Here is a 22,947-nt window from a genome sequence, read left to right on the forward strand (position 1 = left end):
GAAGCGCCCGACATGTTCGTCGTACCGTTGCCCGACGTGTTGATCGCACCGTTGTTGTCGATGCCATCGCCATTGTCCGAGGTACCGGACATGTTCGTCGTGCCGTTGTCGGTCGTGTCGATCGAACCGTTCGGACCAACGATCACGCCCGCGCCGTTCGTCGAGTCGCCCGAGATATCCGTGCTGCCGTTGCCCGACGTGTTGACCGAGCCGTCGATCTCCGTACCTGTGCCGTTGGTCGAGTTACCGTCGATGGTCGTCGTGCCGTTATCGGTGGTGTCGATCGAACCGTTCGGACCGACGATCACGCCTGCGCCGTTCGACGAGTCGCCGCTAACGTTCAGCGTGCCGTTGTCCGTCACGTTGATCGGGCGGTCGATCTCAGCGCCCGTACCGTTCGTCGATTCGCCTGAAATGTCGGCCTTGCCGTCGCCGGAGATGTTGAAGCCACCGTTGTTGTCGAGGACCACGCCCGTGCCGTTGTCCGAACCACCGTCGATAACCAGCGCACCCATGTTCGTCACGTTGACGTTGCCGTCGATCACGACGCCCGAGCCGTTGCTCGAGTTGCCGCTGATGTTCATCGACGTGTTGTCGCCGACGTTGGTATCGCCGTTGATCACCGCGCCGCTGCCGTTCGTCGAGTTACCGCTGATGTCAGCCGAACCGTTGCCCGACAGGTTGATCGTGCCGTTGATTTCCGTGCCCGACCCATTGGCCGATGTGCCCGAGATTGTGCTCGTGCCGTTGTCCGTGACGTTGATCACGCCGTTCTGGTCGACGCCGTCGCCGTTGGTCGAGTTGCCCGTGATGCTGGACGCGCCGTTGCCCGACACGTTGATCGTGCCGTTCTGCTCCACGCCCGAACCATTGGCCGACGTGCCCGAGATGGTGCTCGTGCCGTTGTCCGTGACGTTGACGCTACCATTGACCACCGCGCCATTACCTTCATTGGAGGTGCCGCTGATGTTCAGAGAGCCGTTATCCGAGATGTTCTCGCTGGTCAGTGCACCAAGGTTCGCGCCCGCACCCGTGTTCGAATACCCCATGATCTCAACACTCGAGTTATCCGATATGTTGATCGACCGGGAGCGGTCATCACCCGCCTTGACCCCAGATGCGCTATCAGATGTCCCTTCGATAATCGCGCTGCTGTTGCCAGAAAGCGTCATATTAGGGAAATACACGCCGTACGACGTGGTACCCGTCCCATCGAGATGCAGCGTACCGTTATCGGACAGTGTTGCCTGGCTGCTGGCGCTGATGCCTGCCACGCCTTTACCCGAAATGCTGACGTTCGCGCTATCGCTTATCGACATGTCGGCACCAGAATAGACACCGATACCTGTGTTTGACGTGCCGTCAATCGTGATGTTGCCGTGGCCCGAGGCTGCGATGGTCGAGAAATCATTCCCTAGGCCACTCACAAATGCGTCCCCATTGGGTGCAGATGCCCAGTAGTTAATACCTACGCCGTCCACCCCCGTGTTCGTTGTCCCTTTGATATACAGGTTGCCATTGTCGGTAACGTTAATGGTGGCCGAACCAATATGCACGCCCTCAGCAGATTCCGAGCTACCAACCAGGGAGAGGGATCCGTTCTGATTGACGGTGATTGGCGCTTGAGTTGAGTGGCCACTATCGCCAATCGAAATACCAATACCAGTTTTCGAGGTGCCGGACATGCTCACAGAGGCATTGTCCGTGACCAGGAAACTGTTGGCGCCATTCGGCTTCCAGTAGACGCCCGCGGCATTGGTCGAAGAACCGTTGATGACGACCTTGCTGTTTTGCGTGGCGTTGAAGTTACCGCCGGTGAAGGCCACACCTGAACCGGAAGCGGAATTTCCAGTAACCGTCAGCGTGCCATTGCCTACTTCAGTGAAATTGTTGTTGAAGGTAACGCCCGTGCCGGTATTGGCAAAGCCCGTAATCGAGCCACCGCCGACATTCGTGATGTTGCCAGCCATAAAGACTGCTTGCGCACCAGCCACACCGTTGCCATTCACCGTATTGCCGGTGGCGACGAGCGTACCGCCGTTCAGATTGGTATTGGCGCCTAAGATCTCAACCGAACCGTTGTGGTTGCCGCTGGCATCCGCCGTCAGGTTCAGGTTCAGCGCGTTGGACGTCGACGTGATGTTGCCGTTGAGCCGGATGGAGCCATCGGCCACCATCGTCAGGTTCGCTGCACCGCCCGCCGGCTTCGTGATGTTCGCGTTAGCGTTCTGCACGATGTTGCCCGTCCCCGTGCCTGCGCTCGCCGTCGTGATCGTGACGCTCGTGCCCGCGTTCAGCGCGTTGCTGATCGTCGTGTTGCTTACAGTCGCGCTCGCGTTCGAGCCACCGCTGAAGCCGCCCGTCACGCTGCCGCTGTAGCCTGCATCCGCACCCGTGCCGATCGTGATGTCCGTCGGGTCGATCAGCCATTCACCCGCATTGCCGTTCGCTGCCGCTGCGCTCACCGTGCCTTCGACATTCAGGCTATGGCCCGACGTTTCGACGAAGCCACCATTGCGGTGTGCAGAATCAGCCTTGATCGACGCGCCCGCATCGACCTGCGTGAAGTTCGAGAACTGCACGCCATCCTGCAGCATGCCCGCTGCGCTCGTGCCGTCCAGCTTGTGCAGGCTGTCGCCACCGATGATCACCTTGCCACCTTCGGTCGCGCCGCTCGCATCGATGCTCGCGTTGCCGAACACACCCACGCGGTCGCCCGACAGCACCACCGTGCCGCCCGCGCCCCTCGCGTTCGATGCATCCACCTTGCCCGTCACCACGACGTCACCCGTGCTGCCTGCATCGGCGACCACCGTGCCTGCGCGCGTCACGCCCGACAGGTTCACCACCGTATTCAGCAGCGTGTCCTTGCCGCGTGCCGTCAGCAGCACCGAGCCGTTCTGCGCGTTGATCGTGCCGCTGTTCTCTGCCAGCGCGTTCGCCGTCGCGTTCGTCAGCGTCAGCTGGATGCCCTGGCCGTTAGCCAGTGCCACCGTCGCGCTGTCGCCGGCTGCGAGTACAACCTGACCGCCTTGCGCCGTTGTGATCGAGCCCGTGTTACGCGCCTGATCGCCCACGAGCGTCACATAGCCTTGCGCCTGGATCGTACCGTCGTTGACCACACCCGCGTTCGTGCCCGTCGACTTCAGGTCCAACGGGCCGCCCGCCATGAACTGGTTCGTATCGATCGATTTCGTCGTCGCCAGCAGCGAGCCGACGTTGACCACTGCGCCCTTGCCGAACAGCACGCCGTTGGCGTTCTGGATCAGCACCTGACCGTTGGCCAGCAGCGTGCCCTGAATGTTCGACGGCACGCCCGTCACCACGCGGTTCAGCGCTTGCGCCTGTGCGTTAGGCTGGTTGAACTGCACCGTGTTGCCCTGACCGACGTTGAAAGTATCCCAGTTGATGACCGCGCGCTGGCTGCCCTGGTTGATGTTCATCGTGTTCGCGTTTTGCGAAATGGCTGCCTGGCCTGCGACCACCTGGCCGTTGGTCGGCAGTGCCTGTGCGTGAGCGAGGAACGGTTCCAGCACGAGGAAAGCGAGTGCCGTGGCTGTCAGCTTCGACACGAATCGCGCGCTCTGCCCAGTCTTGCTGGAAGAACGCTTGCGCTGGCTGGATCTGTTTTCTGCGACAGCGATCGACATGCCCAGTCGTTTGCTGAACTTGAGGCGAAATCGTTTTTTGTTCATGTAGGTGGATTGACGGAGAGGTAAGCGATAAGACCGATCATGTTTTGACCAGTCTTTTTATCTGGATACCTAATCGATGTGATCAGGAAAACCGACCCGCAATCCTAGAACCTGACGAACGCGCCAGTTGTAGTAGCGCTCCGAATGCTTGTCGTACTTTTTCGAAATTCAGCGCGCGCTTCACAAAAAACGCAAACAAGAAGTGAAACCTCGTCCGACGGCCGTAGAAACTTCTATCGACACCCGCCGAAGCGTTCATCGACCTCACGCGGAATATTCTCCGGCGTGACAACGACGACCGACGACGACGCACTCACCGCCGACGCCGGCAACAGTTTGTGAAAGCTCATCACATGCTGGCACGCGCTGCGCATGTCCTGCCGCAGATCGTGGTGCAGCACTGCCGTGATCTCCCGCCGATGCAGCAACTGCACGTTCTCGCGGTCGAGGTCGTGACCGATGAAGCACCTGGGCTGCTGGTTGAGCGCCTTGAGCGCGCGCAGGATCGCGGCATTGCCGCCGCCCATCGAATAGACGGCAGCAATCTTCTGTCCCGCGCCGGCCGCCCGGCGCACACGTTCTTCAGTTTCCGCATCGAGTCCCTGGCCGCCGCTCGCGTCGATCAAGGTGAGATGCGTGTAGCGCTCGCGCAGCATCGCGCGAAAGCTCGCCTCGCGTTCCTCTTCGCCGCGAAAGCGCTCGTTGCTCCTCGTCACCAGCACGTTGCCCGCACGCCTGCCGAGCCAATGGCCGATCAGATACGCCGCCGTCGCGCCGCCGACGCGATTGTCCAGACCCGCATACGCGATGCGCGCCGAGCCAGGGATATCGGTGAACATCGTCACGACGGGAATCTCGCGCTGTTTCAGTTCGGCGATGGCCTCGTTGATGGCGGGCACGTCCTGCGCCTTCAGGAAGACGCCGTGACTGCCGCGCCGCGCGATCGCGCGCAGTGCATCGACGACTTCCGCCGTCGTCATCGTCTCCTGCATCAGAAAGCGCGGCCGGAAGATGGCGGGATGCAGCCCCGGCACGATGTCTTCGAGGGCGTCGCGGATCTCGTCGGCGAAACGGCGCGGCGCCTCGACCACCACATCGACGACCAGCTTGCGGCCGCTCGTCGCCATCGTCAGTTGCTGCTTTTCGAGTTCCCTGATGGCTTGTTGCACGCGCCGCCGCGTGTGCTCCCGCACGTGTGCGCGGCCGTTCAGCACACGGTCGACCGTCGCCGTGCCGAGGCCCGCCTGCAGTGCGATTTCCTTGATCAGAAAGGGATGGCTCATGGCTCAACCAGCGAAACTCGCCGCCCGGTTTTGATGTGTTTTTGATGTGTCGATGGTAACGCAGCGCCGGACTTTGGGGATAAGCTGGACCGAAACATCACAGGAGACGACATGCACGCCCTCTCTCAGCCTCCCGTCACAAGCGCGAAAGACTGGTTTCGCGAAGCCGACTGTTCCGTCGATGACTTCGCGACGCTGATCGAGACGTCGCGTGAGACGACGCCCAAGCCGCGCCTTGCCGCCGCCGTCGCGCATGGTATTCCCGTCTACGATTGCGACGCGCTGCGGCCTCTTATCGCCGATCCCAGACAGCGTCCCGAACTGCTCGCCGAGTGGGCCAACGTGTTGCTCGACGGCGCGGGCGTCTTCGTGCTGCAGCGTGCTTACGACGACACCACCGCCATCGACGATGCGACGGCCATCTTCGAATCGATCATCCGTACCGAGCGCAAGGCCGGCGGCGGCGCCGATCACTTCGCGAAGGCAGGGGCGAACGACCGCATCTGGAACGCGCAGGAAAAGCTGTGTCTCGAAGCGCCCGAGGTGTTTGTCCGCTACTTCGCGAATCCCGTTCTGGTGGCCGCCGCCGAAGCGTGGCTCGGCCCGGCTTACCAGATGACTTCGCAGGTGAACGTCGTGCGGCCCGGCGGCGAAGCGCAACAGGCACACCGCGACTTTCATCTCGGCTTTCTCACCGTCGATGAAGCGCAGCGCTTCCCTGCGCACGTGCACACGATGTCCGCGCTGTTGACGCTGCAAGGCGCCGTCGCGCACACCGACATGTCTGTCGAGAGTGGCCCGACCAAGCTGCTGCCGTTCTCGCAGCGCTATCCGCAAGGCTATGTCGCGTGGCGCCGCGCCGACTTCCGCGCGTATTTCGAAGCCCACTACGCGCAATTGCCGCTGACCAAAGGCGACGCGCTGTTCTTCAATCCCGCGCTCTTTCACGCGGCGGGATCGAACCGCACGCACGACGTGCAACGGATGGCGAATCTGCTGCAGGTGTCGTCGGCGTATGGGCGTGCGATGGAATCGCTGGATCGGACGGCCATGTGTAACGCCGTGTTCCCCGTCTTGCGGACGATGTGCGCGCAACGGCAACTCGACGCCGTGCAAACGGCGGCTGTGATCGCATCGTGCGCGGAGGGTTACGCGTTTCCGACCAATCTCGACCGCAATCCGCCCGTCGGCGGACTCGCGCCCGCGAGCCAGCAGCAGATTCTTGCGACCGCACTCGATGAAAACTGGTCGGATGAACAGTTCGCCACTGCGCTGCGCAACCTCGAATATCGCAACTCGACGCGCTAAAACCAGGCACGACAACGGAGACGACATGGTGACAGGCACGATTGGCCGGCGCGTCCGGCTGGGTTTGATCGGTGGCGGACCGGGTTCGATCATCGGCGAGACGCACCGGATTGCCGCAAGACTGGACGGGCAATACGACATCGTCGCGGCTGCGCTGTCGTCGAATGCGGAGCGCGCGCGGCAGGCGGCGCTCGATCTCGGCATCGGCGCGGACCGCGCCTACACGTCGTGGCAGCAGATGCTCGAAGCGGAAAGCGAGCGGCCCGATCGCGTCGATGCCGTCGCGGTGATGACGCCCAACGACTCGCATCACCCCGTCTGCATGCGGGCGCTGGAGCTCGGCTTTCATGTGATCTGCGACAAGCCGCTGGCCAATGATCTTGCGCAGGCGCGCGAGATCGCCGCACGCGTGAAGTCGACTCAGGCCGAGTTTTGCGTGACCTATTGCTATACCGGCTTTCCGATGGTGCGACAGGCGCGCGACATGATCCGCGCGGGCGAACTCGGTGAGATCCGTCAGGTGCATCTGCAATACGTGCAGAGCTATCTGGCGGGACATGATTTGCCTACCGGCTGGCGCACGGAAAGCGGACGGGCGGGCAGTTCGCTCGTGCTGATGGACATCGGCACGCATGCGTTTCATCTCGGCGCGTTCGTGACGGGTCTGGATGTCGCGCGGCTGTGCGCGGACGTCGGTTCCGCGATCCCGGGCCGGACCGTCGACGATTATGTTTCCGCGCTGCTGCGCTACGAGAACGGCGCGCGAGGCTCGCTGTGGGTGACCAACGCCGCGGCAGGCTCGGAGCATGGGCTGAGCTTCCGTGTGCACGGCGACAAAGGCGGGCTCGAATGGCATCAGGAGGAGCCGAACCGGCTGATTCACCGGCGGCAGGACGCGTTCGAGGAAATCATCACGCGTCGGCTCGGACCCGCCACCAGCGAAGGCGCACAGCGTTCGACGCGGATCGCGATCGGTCATCCCGAAGGTTATCTGGAAGCGTTCGCGAATCTTTATACGGAGTTTGCGCAGCGCGTGGCCGCGCGCGTCGACGGACAACCCGGCGACGACCGGCCTACGCTCTTTCCGGGCGTCGGCGATGGCGTGAAGGGACTGGCGTTCGTAGCCGCATCGGTGAAAAGCATGGCGACGGGAGGATGGCAGGACGTCGAAAGCGTCTGACCGTCGCTGGCTGGACGAAAAAAAAGAGCCTTGTTCCGCGGGGGAACAAGGCTCGGTGGATGAGTCATATCGAACAGGCGCGTGGATGCTTGCCGACTGCTTCTCATCACGTGAAGCTGTTATTGGTAAAACTTCTTTTTGCTTCGATTGGCCCCGCGCCTACTCCTTGCTGCTAACCCCAACTGCATTTGATGAACCGGTAAGTAGACTGCCTGCTGCTTCTACTGCAATGCTGCGATTGCGAAAACGTCTGCTACTGCGAGAGCTACTGTTACGGTTGAATCTGACTGCTACTGCTGAATCGGTTGCTAACTCGAAAATCAACTTCAACTGCGAAAACCGACTGCGCTTGAGACTCGTGAAACTGTTGAGACTGGTACTTCACACCGCCACTTCAAACTGCTGATCCCGGTGCTGCGCGTACTGCTACTGCGTTGACTGCCACTGCGGACTCATCCTTCGCTGCAACTGCAACCTCGACTTCAACTTCACCTGCAACTGCTGGCAACCTGCGGTCTTGCGCAACGCGGAGGGGAACCGCGTCGATGGGCTGTTGAAACGTCGCGCCATGGAAAGAAGTATAGGAGCCAGCACGCGCATTCAATCGGCGGAAGCGAGGGCGATTAGCGGCCCAGTTCGCCCGTTTGTCGAGGAGAGTGACGGTGAGTGCGTCTGCGAGCCGGAGAGCGGCATGACGCACGTCGGGATCAGTTTGCGAAGCGGCTGCTCATCGCGTGCGAACGGTAGTGGCTGCCGAACAGCACATCGGGGTCGGCGCGCTCGTCGACGGGCGTTTCGCTGAGTTCGCGGAACGTCGCGACAAGGCTCTGCCATGACGCTGACCAGCGCGTTTCTCTCAGACGGCTGCCTGTGCTATCGGTGATGCGCAGGACGCCGGTATCGGGGAAAAAAGTCAGCGTGACCGCGATTCCATCGATGACACATGTCGCAGTACACGGTTTTGTTGCCAGCACGATCGCCTCCGGTGTGTTGTGGTGTAAGGCCCGCTTCGTTTGAGCGGGCGCGCCACTGAAGAGCAATGTGTATGCCCGTATGCTCCGCGCATGCTGTCGTGCTTGTTGTAACGCGGGTTACGGCACCTGCTGTAGCCGTTGCCGCGCGAGGCTCGATCGTGGACGGCAGGCAAGTGATCGCGCGCGACAAACGGATTCATCGACAGAAGTGTTGGCGTACGCCATACACATGCCACATCCGCCGCCAACAGGTTCCAGCGACGCATCCTTCAGACCGATGCTGTTCATCAGACAGGCAGATCCCCGTTATGCCGTGCATGCAGGCAACCTGCGCGATCTGTTTACCGGGTTTGAAGTTATCAATATGTATACGTAGTAGCAGTTAACAAGGGCATCGACTTTCTGTGGACAAGCCCCAAATCCGCTTTCCACTCAACGGATTGCCAAACGTATACCCTTGCGCATAAGCAGGGGACGATGCGCCGCAACCTTGGATAACTTTTGCCGGTTTCGGGCGCGCTACGTGTTTACCCAGAATCTGCCCACAGCAAACGCCTCCGTGATATCCCCATGTTGTCCATAGGATCGTGTGGACATCTGGATGTCGAGAGGCGAGTGTTTTGACTCGCGGCGAATGGTCGTTGCACTCTGACGCGAGGGCTGTATAACGGAAGTGATCTGAAGCGCTCAAGAGGAAACGGCCATGAAAGAAGACCAGTTCAGTGCGTTCGAGCATCGCGGCTGGGAGCGCGTCGCGCAGCCGTATCACACGTATTTCGGCACCTTGACCATCCAGTCGCATGCCGCGCTGCTCGATGCGCTCGCCGTGCGCCGTGGCGTGCGGCTGCTCGACGTGGCGTCGGGTCCGGGCTATCTCGCGGCAGCGGCGGCGCAGCGTGGCGCGGACGTGGTCGGCGTGGATTTCGCCGATTCGATGGTCGATCAGGCGAGGCGCATCTATCCGTCACTGACGTTTCGCATCGGCAGCGCCGAAGACCTGCCGTTCTCCGACGATGAGTTCGATGCCGTCGGCATCAGCTTCGGCATGCTGCATTTCTCGAAACCCGAGAAAGCGCTCGAAGAGGCGTTCCGGGTGTTGCGCCCCGGCGGCAAGGTCGGCTTTACGGTGTGGGCGGCGCCCGACAAGGCGATTGGCTTCTCAATCGTGCTGAAAGCGATCGAACAGCATGGCCGCATGGATGTGCAGTTACCGCCGGGGCCGCCGTTCTTCCGCTTCAGCGATTGGGCGGAATGCGAGCGCGTGTTGCTGGCCGCGGGCTTTCGCGACCCGCGCATCGAGGAAGTCGAGCAGACCTTGCTGGCGCGTTCGCCGGATGCGCTGTACGAGATGCTGCTGCGGGGCGGCGTGCGTGTATCGGCGATTCTGAATGCGCAGACGCCGCAGGCGCTGGCTGCCATCGGCAAGACGGTGCAGGAAGGCGCAGCGCGTTATGGGGATGCTGCTGGCGATATCCGGATTCCGATGCCGTGCGTGCTGGCGTGTGCGACGAAGCCTTGAGGGCCGCGCGGGGAAGTATCTGAAGAAAGGGACGCAGGAGAGTCGGACGGTTCTGGATAGGCCCGCGAGTACGGCGCTCTATCCAGAACGTTTGTGAAGCGGATAAGACTGCGATTACTAGTGTGGCAACGACGGCGCGTTACCGCACACCACCCACCTCACTCCACCGTCACCGATTTCGCAAGATTACGCGGCTTATCCACATCCGTACCACGCGCACATGCCGTGTGATACGCGAGCATCTGCAGCGGCACGACGTGCAGGATCGGCGACAGCAGACCGTAGTGCTCCGGCATACGGATCACATGCAGCCCTTCGTCGTTGACGATCTTCGTATCGGCATCGGCGAACACGTACAGCTGGCCGCCACGCGCGCGCACTTCCTGGATGTTCGACTTGAGCTTCTCGAGCAGCGCATCGTTCGGCGCGACCGTCACGACAGGCATCGCTTCCGTCACGAGCGCCAGCGGCCCATGCTTCAGTTCGCCAGCCGGATACGCCTCAGCGTGGATGTACGAGATTTCCTTGAGCTTGAGCGCGCCTTCCAGTGCGATCGGATAGTGCAGACCACGGCCGAGGAACAGTGCATTTTCCTTGCGCGAGAATTCTTCCGACCACGCGATGATCTGCGGCTCCAGCGCCAGCACGCTATTCAGCGCGGCCGGCAGGTGGCGCAACTGCTTGATGTAATCCGCTTCCTGCGTCGCGCTCACGTGACCGCGCAGCTTGCCGAGCGTCGCGGCGAGCACGAACAGCGCGACCAGCTGCGTCGTGAAAGCCTTGGTCGACGCGACACCGATTTCGCGGCCCGCGTGCGTGAGGAACGACAGTTCCGTCAGACGCACCATCGCGCTCGTGCCGACGTTGCACACCGACAGCGTGTGCTTGTGACCCAGCGATTGCGCATGCTTCAGCGCCGCGAGCGTATCCGCCGTTTCGCCCGATTGCGAAATCACGACCACCAGCGCCTTCGGATTCGGCACCGAATCGCGATAACGGTATTCGCTCGCGATCTCAACCTGCGTCGGGATCTTCGCAACCGATTCTAGCCAGTACTTCGCCGTCAGACCCGAGTAGTAGCTCGTGCCGCACGCCAGAATCAGCAGGCTGTCGATCTCGGAAAAAGCCTTGGCCGCGTTCTCGCCGAACAACGATGCATCGAACGAATCGGCTTGCGGGATCGTGTCGGTGATCGCGCGCGGCTGCTCGAAGATTTCCTTCTGCATGAAGTGGCGATACGGTCCAAGCTCGACTGCGCCACCGTACGCTGCAACCTGGCGCGCTTCGCGCTCAGCCGGATGGCCGTCGCGATCGAATACGCGCACCTTGTCGAGCGTCAGTTCGCAGACGTCGCCTTCTTCCAGGAAGATGAAGCGGTCCGTGCTGCCTGCCAGCGCGAGCGCGTCCGATGCAAGGAAGTTCTCACCCTGACCGAGACCGACCACGAGCGGCGAACCCTGACGCGCGCCGACCACCGTATGCGGCTGGTCCTTATGCAGCACGGCAATCGCATAGGCGCCATGCAGTTGCGCCGTCGCTTCGCGCACGGCCGCAAACAGATCGCCGCGATACAGGCTGTGCACCAGATGCGCGATCACTTCCGTATCCGTCTGCGAGACGAACTCGTAACCCTTGCCGCGCAGCATCTCGCGCAGCGTCTCGTAGTTTTCGATGATGCCGTTGTGCACCAGCGCCAGTTCATTGCGCGAGAAGATGGGGTGCGCGTTGTCCGTGACGGGCGCGCCGTGTGTGGCCCAGCGCGTATGGGCGATGCCCGTCACGCCTTCGAGGCGCGTATCCCGCACCTGGTCGTCGAGATCGGCGACACGCGCCACGCTGCGCGCGCGCTTCGGTTCGCCGTTCGCCAGCACGGCGACACCGCACGAGTCGTAGCCGCGATATTCGAGGCGACGCAGTCCTTCGATCAGGACGGGAACGATATTTCGTTGCGCAACAGCGCCGACAATGCCGCACATAGTGAATGGTCCTTTGCAGAGTTAGGGGGCAAGGCGCGCGCCTCGCACGCGCGTGTCCCTTCAGCTTTTTTTCTTCGTCGGGCGAACGTAGCCCGTCTTGCCTACCTGGGTCTTTTCATTGAGCACCAGCAGACCTTCTTCGACATCTTTCCAGACCGTCGTGCCCGCCGCGATCGTCACGCCACGGCCCACGCGCACGGGCGCGACCAGTTGCGTATCCGAGCCGACGAACACGTCGTCTTCGATCACGGTGCGGAACTTGTTCGCACCGTCATAATTGCAGGTGATCGTGCCCGCGCCGATGTTCACGCGCGCGCCGACATCCGAATCGCCGATGTACGACAGGTGATTCGCCTTCGAGCCATGGCCCAGCACCGCGTTCTTGATCTCGACGAAATTGCCGACGTGCGTTTCATCCGACAGCGTCGCGCCCGGACGCAGCCGCGCGTACGGACCGAGCACGGCCTGTGCGCCGACCTGCGCGCCTTCGATATGCGTGTAGGCATCGATGCGCGTGCCCGCGCCGACAGTCGCATTGCGGATCACGCAGTTCGGTCCGATCGACACGTTGTCGCCCAGCGTCACCTTGCCTTCGAACACGCAATTCACGTCGATCGACACGTCACGGCCGCATTCGAGCGTGCCGCGCACGTCGATACGCGCCGGATCGGCCAGCGTCACTCCCGCGACGAGCAGTTCATCGGCGACGTTGCGCTGATGGATGCGTTCGAGTTCCGCGAGTTGCTGCTTGCTGTTCACGCCCAGCGTTTCCCATTCTTCATCGGGCTGCGCAGTGACGACTTCGAGGCCTGCCTCGATGGCGAGTTCGACGACGTCGGTGAGATAGAACTCACCTTGCGCGTTGTCGTTCTTCAGCGACGACAGCCAGCCTTCGAGACGCTGCGTCGGCATCACGACGATGCCCGTGTTGATCTCGGCGATCTTTTGCTGCTCGGGCGTCGCGTCTTTCTGTTCGACGATGCGCTGCACCTTGCCCTGCGTATCGCGCACGATGCGGCCATAACCGGCCGGATCGTCGAGCGTCACGGTCAGCACGCCGTAGCCGTCGCCGCCCGCGGCGTCGGTCAGACGCCTGAGCGTGCTCGCCTTCGTGAGCGGCACGTCGCCGTACAGCACGAGCGTCGGCACAGACGGATCGAGCAGCGGCAAGGCCTGCTGCACAGCGTGGCCTGTACCGAGCTGCTGCTCCTGCAACGCGAATTGCACATCGGGCGCGGCGACAGCCGTGCGCACCTGTTCCGCGCCGTGACCGACCACGACGACGAGACGCGTCGGGTTCAGCGTACGGGCAGTATCGATGACATGAGCAAGAAGCGGCCGACCGGCCAGGGGATGAAGCACCTTTGGCAATGCAGAGCGCATGCGCTTGCCGGTGCCTGCCGCCAGAATCACGATGTTCATGACGTGGGCGTATTGGATGAGTTTGGAGTGGGCGATTCTAGCACGCTGAATGTGACTGCAACGTGGCTCCAAGACGCATTAAATCCCCGCAAATGCCTGTTTTAAAAGGCTTTGCGAGGATACGCATAATGTCAAATATCGTCGAATTGCACAAAAGAAATCGTTTGCGATGCCTGCTGCATTCCTTCTGATGCGGAATCGGTGGAACACGGCTCTTCATCGAATGCGATATCGCCTTGCGGATCGGCTTCGCCCGACGCGCGCAACGACGCGAACGGAAAGAGTGTGTGGTCCATCAGATGCGACGGCACGACGTTCGTCAACGCATTGAACATGTTGTCGACGCGGCCAGGGAAACGCTTGTCCCAATCGCGGATCAGCGCCTTCATTTCCGCGCGTTTCAAATTGGGCTGGCTGCCGCACAGATTGCACGGAATGATCGGGAATTGACGCAGTTCCGCATACTTTTCGAGATCGGTTTCCTTCACATACGCGAGCGGACGGATCACGACGTTCTTGCCGTCATCCGATTGCAGCTTGGGCGGCATGCCCTTCAGCTTGCCGCCATAGAACATGTTCAGCAGCAGCGTCTGCAGGATGTCGTCGCGATGATGGCCGAGCGCGATCTTGGTCGCGCCGAGTTCGCCCGCCACACGGTACAGAATGCCGCGGCGCAGGCGCGAGCACAGCGAACACGTGGTCTTGCCTTCGGGCACGAGGCGCTTGACGATGCTGTACGTATCCTGGTTCTCGATGTGAAAAGGAATGTCGAGCTTGCTCAGGTACTCGGGCAGCACGTGTTCCGGAAAGCCCGGCTGCTTCTGGTCGAGATTGACGGCGACGATATCGAAGTTGATGGGCGCGCGTTCGCGCAGGCGCATCAGGATCTCCAGCATCGCGTAGCTATCCTTGCCGCCCGACAGGCACACCATCACCTTGTCGCCTTCCTCGATCATGTTGAAGTCGCCGATCGCCTCGCCGACCTGGCGCGCGAGGCGCTTGAACAGCTTGTTGTTCTCGTACGCTTCTTTCTGCTCGCGGCGCGTCATGGCGCGCTTGCGGTCGCCGGCTTCGGCTTCGGGTGCGACAGCGGGAGCGGCCGCCTGCAACGAATCGGCGCCCGTCAGGGTTTCGGGAGCGTTCATCGCTCAATCCTCTTTGATATGAAAGACTTCGACGCCCACGGCATCGCAGTCGGAATAGACATCGGGCTTTTCCGTCGACAGACGCACGGCACGCACTTGCGGGTGCGCGAGCAACGCCTTCGACAGGTCGTCGCACAGTGTTTCCTGCAGATGGATATGCCCCTGGCTCACGCGCGCGGCAATGGTCGAGCGCATGAAGTCGTAATCGACGACTTCGCGCAGCTTGTCTTCGACGGGTGTGGACGTCGCGAGCGGCACGAACAGTTCGACGTTGATCACCACGCGCTGCTCGCCGCGCTTCTCGAAGTCATGCACGCCGATGTTGATGTGCACCTCGTAATTGCGCAGGAAGAGCCGGCGGCAATCAGCGAGCCGGGGATGAAGCAAAGCGGCAGACATGTTCGTTCCAGTACAAAAAGGCGTGCTCCCGCACGCAGTTGGGCGCGCAGCGTGGCGCGCCGGTGGGCGCCCCGCCTAGCGGTCGGCGCCCGTCAAAAACATCACGTCGCGCGGCAGCGGCACGAGGTGCTGGCCGCCGTCGACCACCAGCGTCGTGCCTGTCACGCCGCGCGCATCCGCGAGATACAGCGCCGCCGCGACGAGATCCTCGACGCGCGACGCCCGGCCCAGTGGTGTCACCGTATGCGCGGTCTTGAAGCTCTCCGGCGTCTGATCGCCGGATTGCAGCGTGAGACCGGGCGCGAGACCGACGACGCGCACCTTCGGCGCCAGCGCCTGCGCCAGCGCAACCGTCGCCGTGCCGAGCGCGGCTTTGGTCAGCGTGTACGACAGGTAATCCGGATTCATGTTGTACAGCTTCTGGTCGAGCACGTTGATCACGGCTCCGCGCAGCGATTCATCGTGCTGCGCCGCTTCGGGCGTGGCTTCGTGCAGCATCCGGGCGAGCACCAGCGGCGCGCCGACGTTGATCGACGTCAGATGCAGCAATTTCGCGTAACCGATGTCCAGCGCGGTGTCCTCGTCGAACAGCGACGCGTTGTTCACGATGCACGACGGCCGCCCGAGCGCCGCCGTGCAATCGGGCACGAGCCGCTCGACTTCTCTTTCTACAGACAAATCCGCCTTCAGCGCGACGGCGCGGCGCCCGAGCGCCTCGATTTCCGCGACCAGTTCGTCCGCTTCGGACTTCGACGAGCCGTAGTGCACCGCCACGTCCCAGCCCGCCGCCGCGAAGCCCAGCGCCAGTCCGCGGCCGATCCGATGCGCGGCGCCCGTGACGAGGGCAACGCGGGCTGGACGGGCGCTAGCGGCGAAAGTGTCGTTCGAGGCGGTCATTTACAATGCGGGAATGAATCCGAAAGCTCACCAACCCGATAGTTTACCTGCTCCCGGCCCGACCGCGCTCGCGCAGTCAGAAGCGCTGGTTTCGCAGATTCACGCGGAGATCGCGACGAACGGCGGCTGGATACCGTTCGATCGCTACATGGAACGCGCGTTGTACGCGCCGGGACTGGGCTATTACAGCGGCGGCGCGATCAAGTTTGGCCGCCGCGCAGAGGATGGCAGCGACTTCGTGACGGCGCCGGAATTGTCGCCGCTGTTCGCGCAGACGCTCGCGCGGCCGGTCGCGCAGGCGCTGGAGATGAGCGGCACGCGTCATGTGATGGAGTTCGGCGCGGGCACGGGCAAGCTGGCTTCCGGCTTGTTGAATGCGCTGGCCGAGTTGGGCGCTGAATTCGACACGTATTCGATCGTCGATCTGTCGGGTGAACTGCGCGAGCGTCAGCGGGACATGATCGAAGCGCAGGCGCCCGAGATGGCCGCGCGCGTGCGCTGGCTCGACGCATTGCCGGAGCAGTTCGAAGGGGTCGTGGTCGGCAATGAAGTGCTGGACGCGATGCCCGTGCGACTCTTTGCGCGCATCGGCGGCGAGTGGCATGAGCGCGGCGTCGCGGTGCAGGAAGGCGCGCTGCGGTTCGAAGACCGCCCGGTTCAATCGACGCACGATGCCGCGTTCCTGCGCGATCTCGAAATCGAAGGCGATCACGATTACGTGACGGAAACGCACGAAGCCGCTTTCGCCTTCACGCGCACTGTCTGCACGATGCTCACGCGCGGCGCGGTGCTGCTGATCGATTACGGGTTTCCGCGTCACGAGTACTATCACGCGCAACGCGCCGAGGGCACGCTGATGTGCCATTACCGGCATCACGCACACGGCGATCCGTTTCTCTATCCGGGCTTGCAGGACATCACTGCGCACGTCGAATTCACGGGCATCGCGGAGGCAGGTGTCGATACGGGCGCGGATCTGCTCGGCTATACGTCACAGGCGCGCTTCCTGATGAACGCGGGCATCACGGAAGTGCTGAGCGAAATCGATCCGTCCGATATTCCCAACTTCCTGCCCGCTGCCAACGCCGTGCAGAAGTTGCTGTCGGAAGCGGAGATGGGCGAGTTGTTCAAGGTGATCGCGTTTTCGCGCGGGATCGACGGGATGCTCGACGCTTTTGCACGCGGCGATCGCTCGCATACGCTTTAAGAACCCTGAGCCGAGGCACACACGATGATCCGCTGGCTGCTGACTACATTTATCGCGGTGGCCGTGCTGTCGGCGTGCTGGCCGTGGATGCGCAAGCTCGGGATCGGCAGGATGCCGGGCGATGTGACGTTGCGGCTGTTCGGGAAGGAGTATCCGTTCCCGTTCATGTCGACGCTGGTGTTGTCGATGCTGCTGTCGATCATCGCGCGGCTGCTCTGACCTACTCGTCCTTGTCTGCCGACGCCGTTTCCCCCAACGCCTGCGCGACCGCCCTCACCCGCTCGCGATGCACGGCATCCTTGATCTTCGCCGGATCGTTTCCGTAAGCCTTCGCGACAGCGCCCGCATCGACAGCCCGCGCCGCAACCAGCGCCACACGCAGACGCTCCGCCTGCGGATACGCACGCGCTTCGAACCCAAGCCGTCCCCGCGCATCGGCCTCACACGCCTGCAGCGCTTCAGCGAAACGCGCAGGCTTGCGCAGCGCGTCGCTGCGCTCGAACAGCCGCACGATGCCCGCAGCCTTTGTCTCAGTCACACGATGAATATTGCCGTGCTCGCGCGCGACCAGCAGCGCGAGATCGCGGCACTCGTTCGGCACGCGCAGCCGCTCGCATAGCGGCTTCAACAGATCGACACTGCGTCCTTCGTGGCCGATGTGGCGCGGCAACACATCTTCAGGCGTCGTCGCCTTGCCGAGGTCGTGCATCAAGGCCGCGAAACGCACCGCGAGCGCGTAATTCTGCGCGGCGGCGTGATCGACGACCATCATCACGTGCACGCCCGTATCGACTTCAGGGTGATAGTCCGCGCGTTGCGGCACGCCATACAAGGCGTCGATCTCCGGCAGAATCCGCGCGAGCGCGCCGCATTCGCGCATCACGTCGAACATGCGCGAGGGCTTCTTTTCCATCAGCCCGCGCGACACTTCCTGCCACACGCGCTCGGGCACCAGCGCATCCACCTCGCCAGCCGCGACCATCTTGCGCATCAGTTCCAGCGTTTCGGGCGCAACCGCAAAGTCCGTGAAACGCGCCGAAAAGCGCGCGACGCGCAGAATACGCACCGGGTCTTCGAGAAACGCATCACTGACATGCCGGAACACGCGATGCTTCAGATCATCCTGACCATTGAACGGGTCGATCACCGGGCCGATCAGCGCACCATCCGGCGTGACTTCGCGCGCCATTGCATTGACGGTGAGATCGCGCCGCGCGAGATCTTCTTCGAGCGTCACATCGGGCGCGTAGAAAAACTGAAAGCCGTGATAACCCGCCGACGTCTTGCGCTCGGTTCGCGCAAGCGCGTATTCCTCTTGCGTGTCGGGATGCAGAAACACCGGGAAGTCCTTGCCGACGGGACGAAACCCCTTCGCGACCATCTGTTCCGGCGTTGCGCCGACCACCACATAATCGCGGTCCTGCACGGGCATGCCGAGCGATTCATCGCGGATCGCGCCGCCTACTGCGTAGATATTCATGCGCAGGTGTCTTGATAGGGGATGCGATGCGGCTCTTGCAGCGCGTCGTCGATCCACGCTTTCACGGCGGGCTGCGCGGTCACCCGTCGCGCGTAGGCAGCAGCCGCTTCCGACAGCTTCGGCTGCCATGTGTTGAAGCGCATCACGACGGGCGCATACATCGCGTCGGCGATCGTGAACTCACCGAACAGAAACGGACCGCCATACGTTTCGAGACACTGATTCCAGATCTCATCGATACGCGCGATGTCCGCCAGCGCTTCGGGCGTTGCGCCCTTGCCCGGAAACGATGCGCGGATGTTCATCCACATGTTGTTGCGCAGATTGCCGAAACCCGAATGCATCTCGGCGCTGATGCTGCGCGCGTGGCCGCGTGCGACGGCGTCGCGCGGCCACATGGCATGCTGCGGATAGCGTTCGGCGAGCGTCTCGCAGATGGCGAGCGAATCCCACACGCTCACGCCGTCGTCGGCAATCAGGCACGGCACTTTGCCCGACGGCGAATGCGCGAGAATCTGCGCTTTGCTATCCGCCTCGTTCAGCCAGACCATCACCTCTTCACATTCGATGCCGAAATGCTTCAGCACCAGCCACGGCCGCATCGACCACGACGAATAGTTCTTGTCTCCGATAACGAGTTTCATGCTTCGCCAGTAAGTGGAATGAACGTAGGAGTTTAACGGCCCGCGCTCGCGCGGAACGCGTTGAAACGCGAGCGGAACGACGAACCCGTCAGATACACGGGCGCGATGGTTTCGATGCTGGCCGGTTCGATATCGAGTTCAGGTGCGAGCGGCGCGCTCAGCACGGCGTCGGTTTTCATCGAATCGAGGTTGTCGCGTGAGATCACCGGCTGGCCCGGCGCCATCTCGAACGACAACGCCTGCAGGCGCGCCAGCGAATCCGGCAAGCGGATGATTCGCGCGTGCTTGCCGATCACATCGCCGCAATACTCGACCAGCGCTTCGAGCGTGTACACCGACGGCCCGCCAAGCTCATACGTGCGGCCCGTCGAGGCATCGAGATCAAGCACGTTGACGATCGCTTTCGCGACATCGCCGACAAAGATCGGCTGAAAGCGCGCGTCGGGTTTCGCGAGCGGGATCACCGGAAACATGCGCTGAAGGAACGCGAATTTGTTGAGCAACTGGTCTTCAGGACCGAATACGACGGAAGGCCGGAAGATCGTCGAAGCCACGATCGACGAGGCATGCACGGCACGCTCGCCATCGCCCTTCGAGCGCAGGTACATGCTCGGCCCGCTCGGGTCGGCGCCGATCGCGCTCATATGAATCAGCCGGTGCACGCCCTTGTTTTCGCACGCGGAGACGATCTTTGTCGGCAGATCGACGTGCGCTTTTGCGAACTCCGGGCCGTACGGATCGCCGCGATGACCATGCAACACGCCGACGAGATTGATCACGGCATCGGCGCCTTCGACAAAACGCGCGAGCTGGACGGGATCGAACACGTCCATTTCGATCACATCGATGGGAAGCAGCGTGAGATGTCGCGCGCTAAAGCGGCGGCGAGTGGCGAGGCGCACCGTCTTGCCGAGTTCGACGAGCGCGTTGACGAGGTGACTGCCGATAAAGCCGGAACCGCCGACGATCGCGATGGTTTGATGTCGCATTTTTCGACTCCCTGATGGAAGCCGGCGGCAACGGCTGAGGTTCGAATGCCGCCGCGCACGTGAAGAGTCACGCGGCGGCGGCATGGCGCATCGTTACTGCAACGGCTGGATGTAACCCAGACGCGCCTTCAGCGATTGCGGACGGCCTTCGAACAACGCTGCATAGTAGACCGTGTTGGACAGCACGTTCTTGACGTAGTCGCGCGTTTCCTGGAACGGAATGGCTTCCGCGAAAATCGCGCCTTCGACACCGCGCGGCAACGACGAGCGCCAGTTGCGCGGACGGCCCGGACCTGCGTTGTACCCTGCCGTGGCGAGCACGGCGGATCCGTCGAACTCATTGTAGATCATCGACAGATAGTTCGTGCCGAGCAGGATATTGGTGTTGATGTCGTTCATCTGCGCACGCGAAATCGTGCCGAGACCGATCTTTTTCGCGACCAGTTGCGCCGTGCCGGGCATCAGTTGCATCAGGCCGCTCGCGCCAACTTCCGAGCGCGCGTTCATGATGAAGCGCGATTCCTGACGGATCAGACCATACGCCCATTCCACATCGAGTCCGTTCGATTGCGCATCGCGCTCGACGATATCGCGGAACGGCGACAGATAACGCAGCGAGAAGTCGTGCTCCGTCTTCGTGCGATCGGCCGTGTTCACGGCGCGGTCATACAGCTCGATACGGCGCGCGTACTCGGCGGCGGCGATCAGCTGACGGTCCGTCATGCTGCGCAGCGGCCAGTTCCATTCGCGGTTGCCTTCCAGACGCAGATTCAGCTGATAGAACTTCTGCGCCAGCGCGAAGCCCGGCGTGTTGCCGGCCTGCTCGACTTCCGCGTCCGTGACCGTGGTCTTGGGCGGCACGACGATCTTCTGGCCGAGTTCTTCGGCAGCAAGCTGGCCGTAGAAGTTGAACTGCTGCGAGATCGATTCGAACTCCTGGTTTGCCGTGGTCACGTCGCCCGCTGATTTGAGCGCGCGTGCATGCCAGTAGGTCCACGACGGCTGGCTGCGTAGCGACGGCGGCATCTGTTCGATCGACCAGCGCACCATCGTCCAGTCGCCCGCGAGGAGCGCGACGCGCGTGCGCCATTCGTAAGCGGGCGTGGACAGCGGCGCATTCGCCGACAGCCGGTACCAGTCGACAGCGCCCGGCATCTGTTTCGCGGCTGCCTGATAGGCAATCGTGCCCCACCCGATCGCGCGTTCCGGCGACGTCAGCGAAGGCGCGACGGAACCGAACGTCGCAGCGGCCATGGCGGGATCGTTGCGGGCCATGCGCGTGATGGCGAGCAGCGCGAGCTGATGCGACTGCGGATCGGCACCGACTCCGCGCGCGAGCAACAGCGGCGGCGTGGACGCGGCCTGATCGAACAGCGTCGGATCGGGCCGATTGTTGCCGAGCGCATCGACGAGTTTCGCGCCGGTGCCCGTCTGGTTCTGTTCGTAGGCGAGACGGATCTGCTGCCAGACGTCGTCGGTGGAGAACTGCTGGTTGATGGCCAGCGATGTGATCAGATCGACACAGCCGTCGCCGTAGTTGCGCGGATCGACGAGCAGCGCGCGGGCCGCATCGACGACGTTCTCGCCTTTCGCCGCACGCGATTCGAGCGCGTAGCACTTGACCTGCGTGTCGTCGTTCAGCACGAAGCGCGCGTATTGCTGGTCGAAGTTCTTCCAGTCGTGACGCGCGCCGAGCACGACGAGGTAGTCGTTGCGCATGCGGTCTGCGATGGCCTGGCCGTCGTAGCGTTGCAGGAACGACAGCACGGGTGCGTCGGGCGCGTCGATACGTGGATGGCCCGAGCCGTCGAACAACTGCGGCTTGAGCTGGAAATATTCCAGATACGACGGCGCCGGATAATCCGGAATCATGGCCGCGAGCTGTGCGGCGCGACCGGCGTCGTTGTTGCGCGCTGCCTCGCGCAACTGCACGAACGTCTGGTCGTCGCTGGTGATCTGGGAAAGCTGGATGGGCTTGACGGCGGAGGCCGTGCTGCACGCGACGAGTGCCGCCGCGGCGAGCGCCAGACTGGCCGCGCGATATACTCGGAAGAGGCGTTTGGACATCGTTATTTCTAGAGCGTTTCTGGAGCGCGAATTGAACTCAAGCATAGCACGCAACCCCGCCGCAAAATCGAAAAAGGAGCTGCGTGCAACACTGCTGGAAGCACGTCTGCATGCGGGTCTCGACGCAGCGGGCAAGGATGCCCTTGAGCGTCGGGTGCTGCACGCGTTAACGGTTTTTTCGCCGGTGAGTGTAGGGTTCTACTGGCCGTTGTCGGGGGAATTCGACATGCGTGCCGTGGTGAGCCGGTGGCTCGCTTCCGATTCTGCGCGTCAGGCCAGTTTGCCTGTGATTACGGCACGCGACCGGCCGCTCGAGTTTCACGTGTGGACGCCGGATATGGCCATGCAGCTGGGCGCCCACCGGATTCATGAGCCGACTTCCGGACTCGTGATCGTGCCGGATCTGTTGTTCGTGCCGTGTGTTGGATTCGATTTCGATCGATATCGGCTTGGATACGGTGGTGGGTACTATGACCGTACGCTTGCTGCGTTTCGCGAGGCTGGGAAAGTGCCCATTTCCGTGGGTGTTGCGTATGAAGCGTGTCGTACAGATTCGCTTTTGCGCGAAGCGCATGATGTTCCGCTTGATGTTGTGGTTACTGATGTGGGTTTTTATTCGGATTTGTAGTTTTGGTGTTTTTGGTTTTGGTTTTGGTTTTGGTTTTGCTTTTGCTGGCATCCGCGATTTGGTGTCGGTGCTTCATGCGTCGCCCCTGTGCGGGGCAGCACCTACTTTTCTTTGCCGCCGCAAAGAAAAGTAGG

At 62.3% G+C, this 22,947-nt stretch carries 18 protein-coding genes; 6 read left to right on the top strand and 12 right to left on the bottom strand.

Features of this window, described 5'->3' with window-relative positions:
• Together DK391_RS22760 and DK391_RS22765 are read right to left on the bottom strand one after the other, a co-directional pair.
• On the bottom strand, positions 1-3,650 hold a 3,650-nt coding region (locus DK391_RS22760; protein ID WP_162600891.1), incomplete at its 3' end, for a filamentous hemagglutinin N-terminal domain-containing protein.
• 278 nt (positions 3,651-3,928) lie between these two features.
• Positions 3,929-4,978, bottom strand: a complete 1,050-nt coding sequence (locus DK391_RS22765; protein ID WP_109480247.1) for a LacI family DNA-binding transcriptional regulator — start codon at positions 4,976-4,978, stop codon at positions 3,929-3,931.
• 111 nt (positions 4,979-5,089) lie between these two features.
• Between DK391_RS22765 and DK391_RS22770 the strand changes: the two genes are divergently transcribed.
• Positions 5,090-6,286, top strand: coding sequence for a phytanoyl-CoA dioxygenase family protein (locus DK391_RS22770; protein ID WP_109480248.1), 1,197 nt, complete (start codon positions 5,090-5,092; stop codon positions 6,284-6,286).
• Between the two features lie 25 nt (positions 6,287-6,311).
• Positions 6,312-7,466 (top strand): Gfo/Idh/MocA family oxidoreductase, encoded by a 1,155-nt coding sequence (locus DK391_RS22775; protein ID WP_109480249.1) that lies wholly within the window; start codon positions 6,312-6,314, stop codon positions 7,464-7,466.
• 707 nt (positions 7,467-8,173) lie between these two features.
• Here the strand turns inward: DK391_RS22775 and DK391_RS22780 are convergent.
• A complete protein-coding gene (locus tag DK391_RS22780; RefSeq protein ID WP_109480250.1) occupies positions 8,174-8,440 on the bottom strand; it encodes a hypothetical protein in 267 nt (88 codons plus the stop codon).
• Positions 8,441-9,143: 703 nt separating this feature from the next.
• Between DK391_RS22780 and DK391_RS22785 the strand changes: the two genes are divergently transcribed.
• On the top strand, positions 9,144-9,959 hold the full coding sequence (locus DK391_RS22785; RefSeq protein WP_109480251.1) for a class I SAM-dependent methyltransferase: 816 nt from the start codon (positions 9,144-9,146) through the stop codon (positions 9,957-9,959).
• A 158-nt stretch (positions 9,960-10,117) separates the two neighbouring features.
• On the opposite strand, the gene glmS is transcribed toward DK391_RS22785, so the two are convergent.
• From glmS to DK391_RS22810, 5 genes are all read right to left on the bottom strand, one after another.
• Positions 10,118-11,935 carry a glutamine--fructose-6-phosphate transaminase (isomerizing) gene (glmS, locus tag DK391_RS22790; RefSeq protein ID WP_109480252.1) on the bottom strand — a complete coding sequence of 606 codons (1,818 nt, stop codon included), beginning with the start codon at positions 11,933-11,935 and terminating at the stop codon, positions 10,118-10,120.
• Between the two features lie 60 nt (positions 11,936-11,995).
• The gene (glmU, locus tag DK391_RS22795) at positions 11,996-13,357 is read right to left on the bottom strand and encodes a bifunctional UDP-N-acetylglucosamine diphosphorylase/glucosamine-1-phosphate N-acetyltransferase GlmU (protein ID WP_109480253.1); all 1,362 of its coding nucleotides are present in this window, start codon (positions 13,355-13,357) and stop codon (positions 11,996-11,998) included.
• A 131-nt stretch (positions 13,358-13,488) separates the two neighbouring features.
• Positions 13,489-14,502, bottom strand: a complete 1,014-nt coding sequence (gene ttcA, locus DK391_RS22800) for a tRNA 2-thiocytidine(32) synthetase TtcA (RefSeq protein ID WP_109480254.1) — start codon at positions 14,500-14,502, stop codon at positions 13,489-13,491.
• Between the two features lie 3 nt (positions 14,503-14,505).
• Entirely contained in the window at positions 14,506-14,901 is a 396-nt protein-coding gene (locus tag DK391_RS22805) for a dihydroneopterin aldolase (RefSeq protein ID WP_109480255.1), read from the bottom strand.
• Between the two features lie 75 nt (positions 14,902-14,976).
• Positions 14,977-15,798, bottom strand: a complete 822-nt coding sequence (locus tag DK391_RS22810) for an SDR family oxidoreductase (protein WP_109480256.1) — start codon at positions 15,796-15,798, stop codon at positions 14,977-14,979.
• A gap of 13 nt (positions 15,799-15,811) precedes the next feature.
• Here DK391_RS22810 and DK391_RS22815 point away from each other — a divergent pair, with 13 nt between their 5' ends.
• Entirely contained in the window at positions 15,812-17,005 is a 1,194-nt protein-coding gene (locus DK391_RS22815) for a class I SAM-dependent methyltransferase (RefSeq protein WP_109480257.1), read from the top strand.
• A 24-nt stretch (positions 17,006-17,029) separates the two neighbouring features.
• Positions 17,030-17,224 carry a DUF2905 domain-containing protein gene (locus DK391_RS22820; protein ID WP_109480258.1) on the top strand — a complete coding sequence of 65 codons (195 nt, stop codon included), beginning with the start codon at positions 17,030-17,032 and terminating at the stop codon, positions 17,222-17,224.
• A gap of 1 nt (position 17,225) precedes the next feature.
• On the opposite strand, the gene DK391_RS22825 is transcribed toward DK391_RS22820, so the two are convergent.
• The 4 genes from DK391_RS22825 to DK391_RS22840 all read right to left on the bottom strand — a co-directional run bounded on the left by DK391_RS22825 (position 17,226) and on the right by DK391_RS22840 (position 22,185).
• The gene (locus DK391_RS22825; protein ID WP_109480259.1) at positions 17,226-18,485 is read right to left on the bottom strand and encodes a multifunctional CCA addition/repair protein; all 1,260 of its coding nucleotides are present in this window, start codon (positions 18,483-18,485) and stop codon (positions 17,226-17,228) included.
• Entirely contained in the window at positions 18,482-19,129 is a 648-nt protein-coding gene (locus DK391_RS22830; protein ID WP_109480260.1) for a glutathione S-transferase family protein, read from the bottom strand. Before DK391_RS22830 ends, DK391_RS22825 begins: the two co-directional genes overlap by 4 nt.
• Before the next feature lie 32 nt (positions 19,130-19,161).
• The gene (locus tag DK391_RS22835) at positions 19,162-20,118 is read right to left on the bottom strand and encodes a complex I NDUFA9 subunit family protein (RefSeq protein ID WP_109480261.1); all 957 of its coding nucleotides are present in this window, start codon (positions 20,116-20,118) and stop codon (positions 19,162-19,164) included.
• Between the two features lie 93 nt (positions 20,119-20,211).
• Positions 20,212-22,185, bottom strand: coding sequence for a lytic transglycosylase domain-containing protein (locus tag DK391_RS22840; protein ID WP_109480262.1), 1,974 nt, complete (start codon positions 22,183-22,185; stop codon positions 20,212-20,214).
• Positions 22,186-22,216: 31 nt separating this feature from the next.
• Between DK391_RS22840 and DK391_RS22845 the strand changes: the two genes are divergently transcribed.
• Positions 22,217-22,813, top strand: a complete 597-nt coding sequence (locus tag DK391_RS22845) for a 5-formyltetrahydrofolate cyclo-ligase (protein ID WP_109480263.1) — start codon at positions 22,217-22,219, stop codon at positions 22,811-22,813.
• Positions 22,814-22,947 lie beyond the last annotated feature (134 nt).

This window comes from Paraburkholderia sp. C35 (genome assembly GCF_003121405.1).
GTDB lineage: Bacteria > Pseudomonadota > Gammaproteobacteria > Burkholderiales > Burkholderiaceae > Paraburkholderia.

What these genes read in the sequence shown, in the direction of transcription:
- glmS (WP_109480252.1), bottom strand. Translation starts at nt 11,935, where the DNA reads ATGTGCGGCATTGTCGGCGCTGTTGCGCAACGAAATATCGTTCCCGTC.
- glmU (WP_109480253.1), bottom strand. Translation starts at nt 13,357, where the DNA reads ATGAACATCGTGATTCTGGCGGCAGGCACCGGCAAGCGCATGCGCTCT.
- DK391_RS22785 (WP_109480251.1), top strand. Translation starts at nt 9,144, where the DNA reads ATGAAAGAAGACCAGTTCAGTGCGTTCGAGCATCGCGGCTGGGAGCGC.
- DK391_RS22765 (WP_109480247.1), bottom strand. Translation starts at nt 4,978, where the DNA reads ATGAGCCATCCCTTTCTGATCAAGGAAATCGCACTGCAGGCGGGCCTC.
- DK391_RS22815 (WP_109480257.1), top strand. Translation starts at nt 15,812, where the DNA reads ATGAATCCGAAAGCTCACCAACCCGATAGTTTACCTGCTCCCGGCCCG.
- DK391_RS22805 (WP_109480255.1), bottom strand. Translation starts at nt 14,901, where the DNA reads ATGTCTGCCGCTTTGCTTCATCCCCGGCTCGCTGATTGCCGCCGGCTC.
- DK391_RS22770 (WP_109480248.1), top strand. Translation starts at nt 5,090, where the DNA reads ATGCACGCCCTCTCTCAGCCTCCCGTCACAAGCGCGAAAGACTGGTTT.
- DK391_RS22840 (WP_109480262.1), bottom strand. Translation starts at nt 22,185, where the DNA reads ATGTCCAAACGCCTCTTCCGAGTATATCGCGCGGCCAGTCTGGCGCTC.
- DK391_RS22835 (WP_109480261.1), bottom strand. Translation starts at nt 20,118, where the DNA reads ATGCGACATCAAACCATCGCGATCGTCGGCGGTTCCGGCTTTATCGGC.
- ttcA (WP_109480254.1), bottom strand. Translation starts at nt 14,502, where the DNA reads ATGAACGCTCCCGAAACCCTGACGGGCGCCGATTCGTTGCAGGCGGCC.
- DK391_RS22810 (WP_109480256.1), bottom strand. Translation starts at nt 15,798, where the DNA reads ATGACCGCCTCGAACGACACTTTCGCCGCTAGCGCCCGTCCAGCCCGC.
- DK391_RS22830 (WP_109480260.1), bottom strand. Translation starts at nt 19,129, where the DNA reads ATGAAACTCGTTATCGGAGACAAGAACTATTCGTCGTGGTCGATGCGG.
- DK391_RS22820 (WP_109480258.1), top strand. Translation starts at nt 17,030, where the DNA reads ATGATCCGCTGGCTGCTGACTACATTTATCGCGGTGGCCGTGCTGTCG.
- DK391_RS22775 (WP_109480249.1), top strand. Translation starts at nt 6,312, where the DNA reads ATGGTGACAGGCACGATTGGCCGGCGCGTCCGGCTGGGTTTGATCGGT.
- DK391_RS22825 (WP_109480259.1), bottom strand. Translation starts at nt 18,485, where the DNA reads ATGAATATCTACGCAGTAGGCGGCGCGATCCGCGATGAATCGCTCGGC.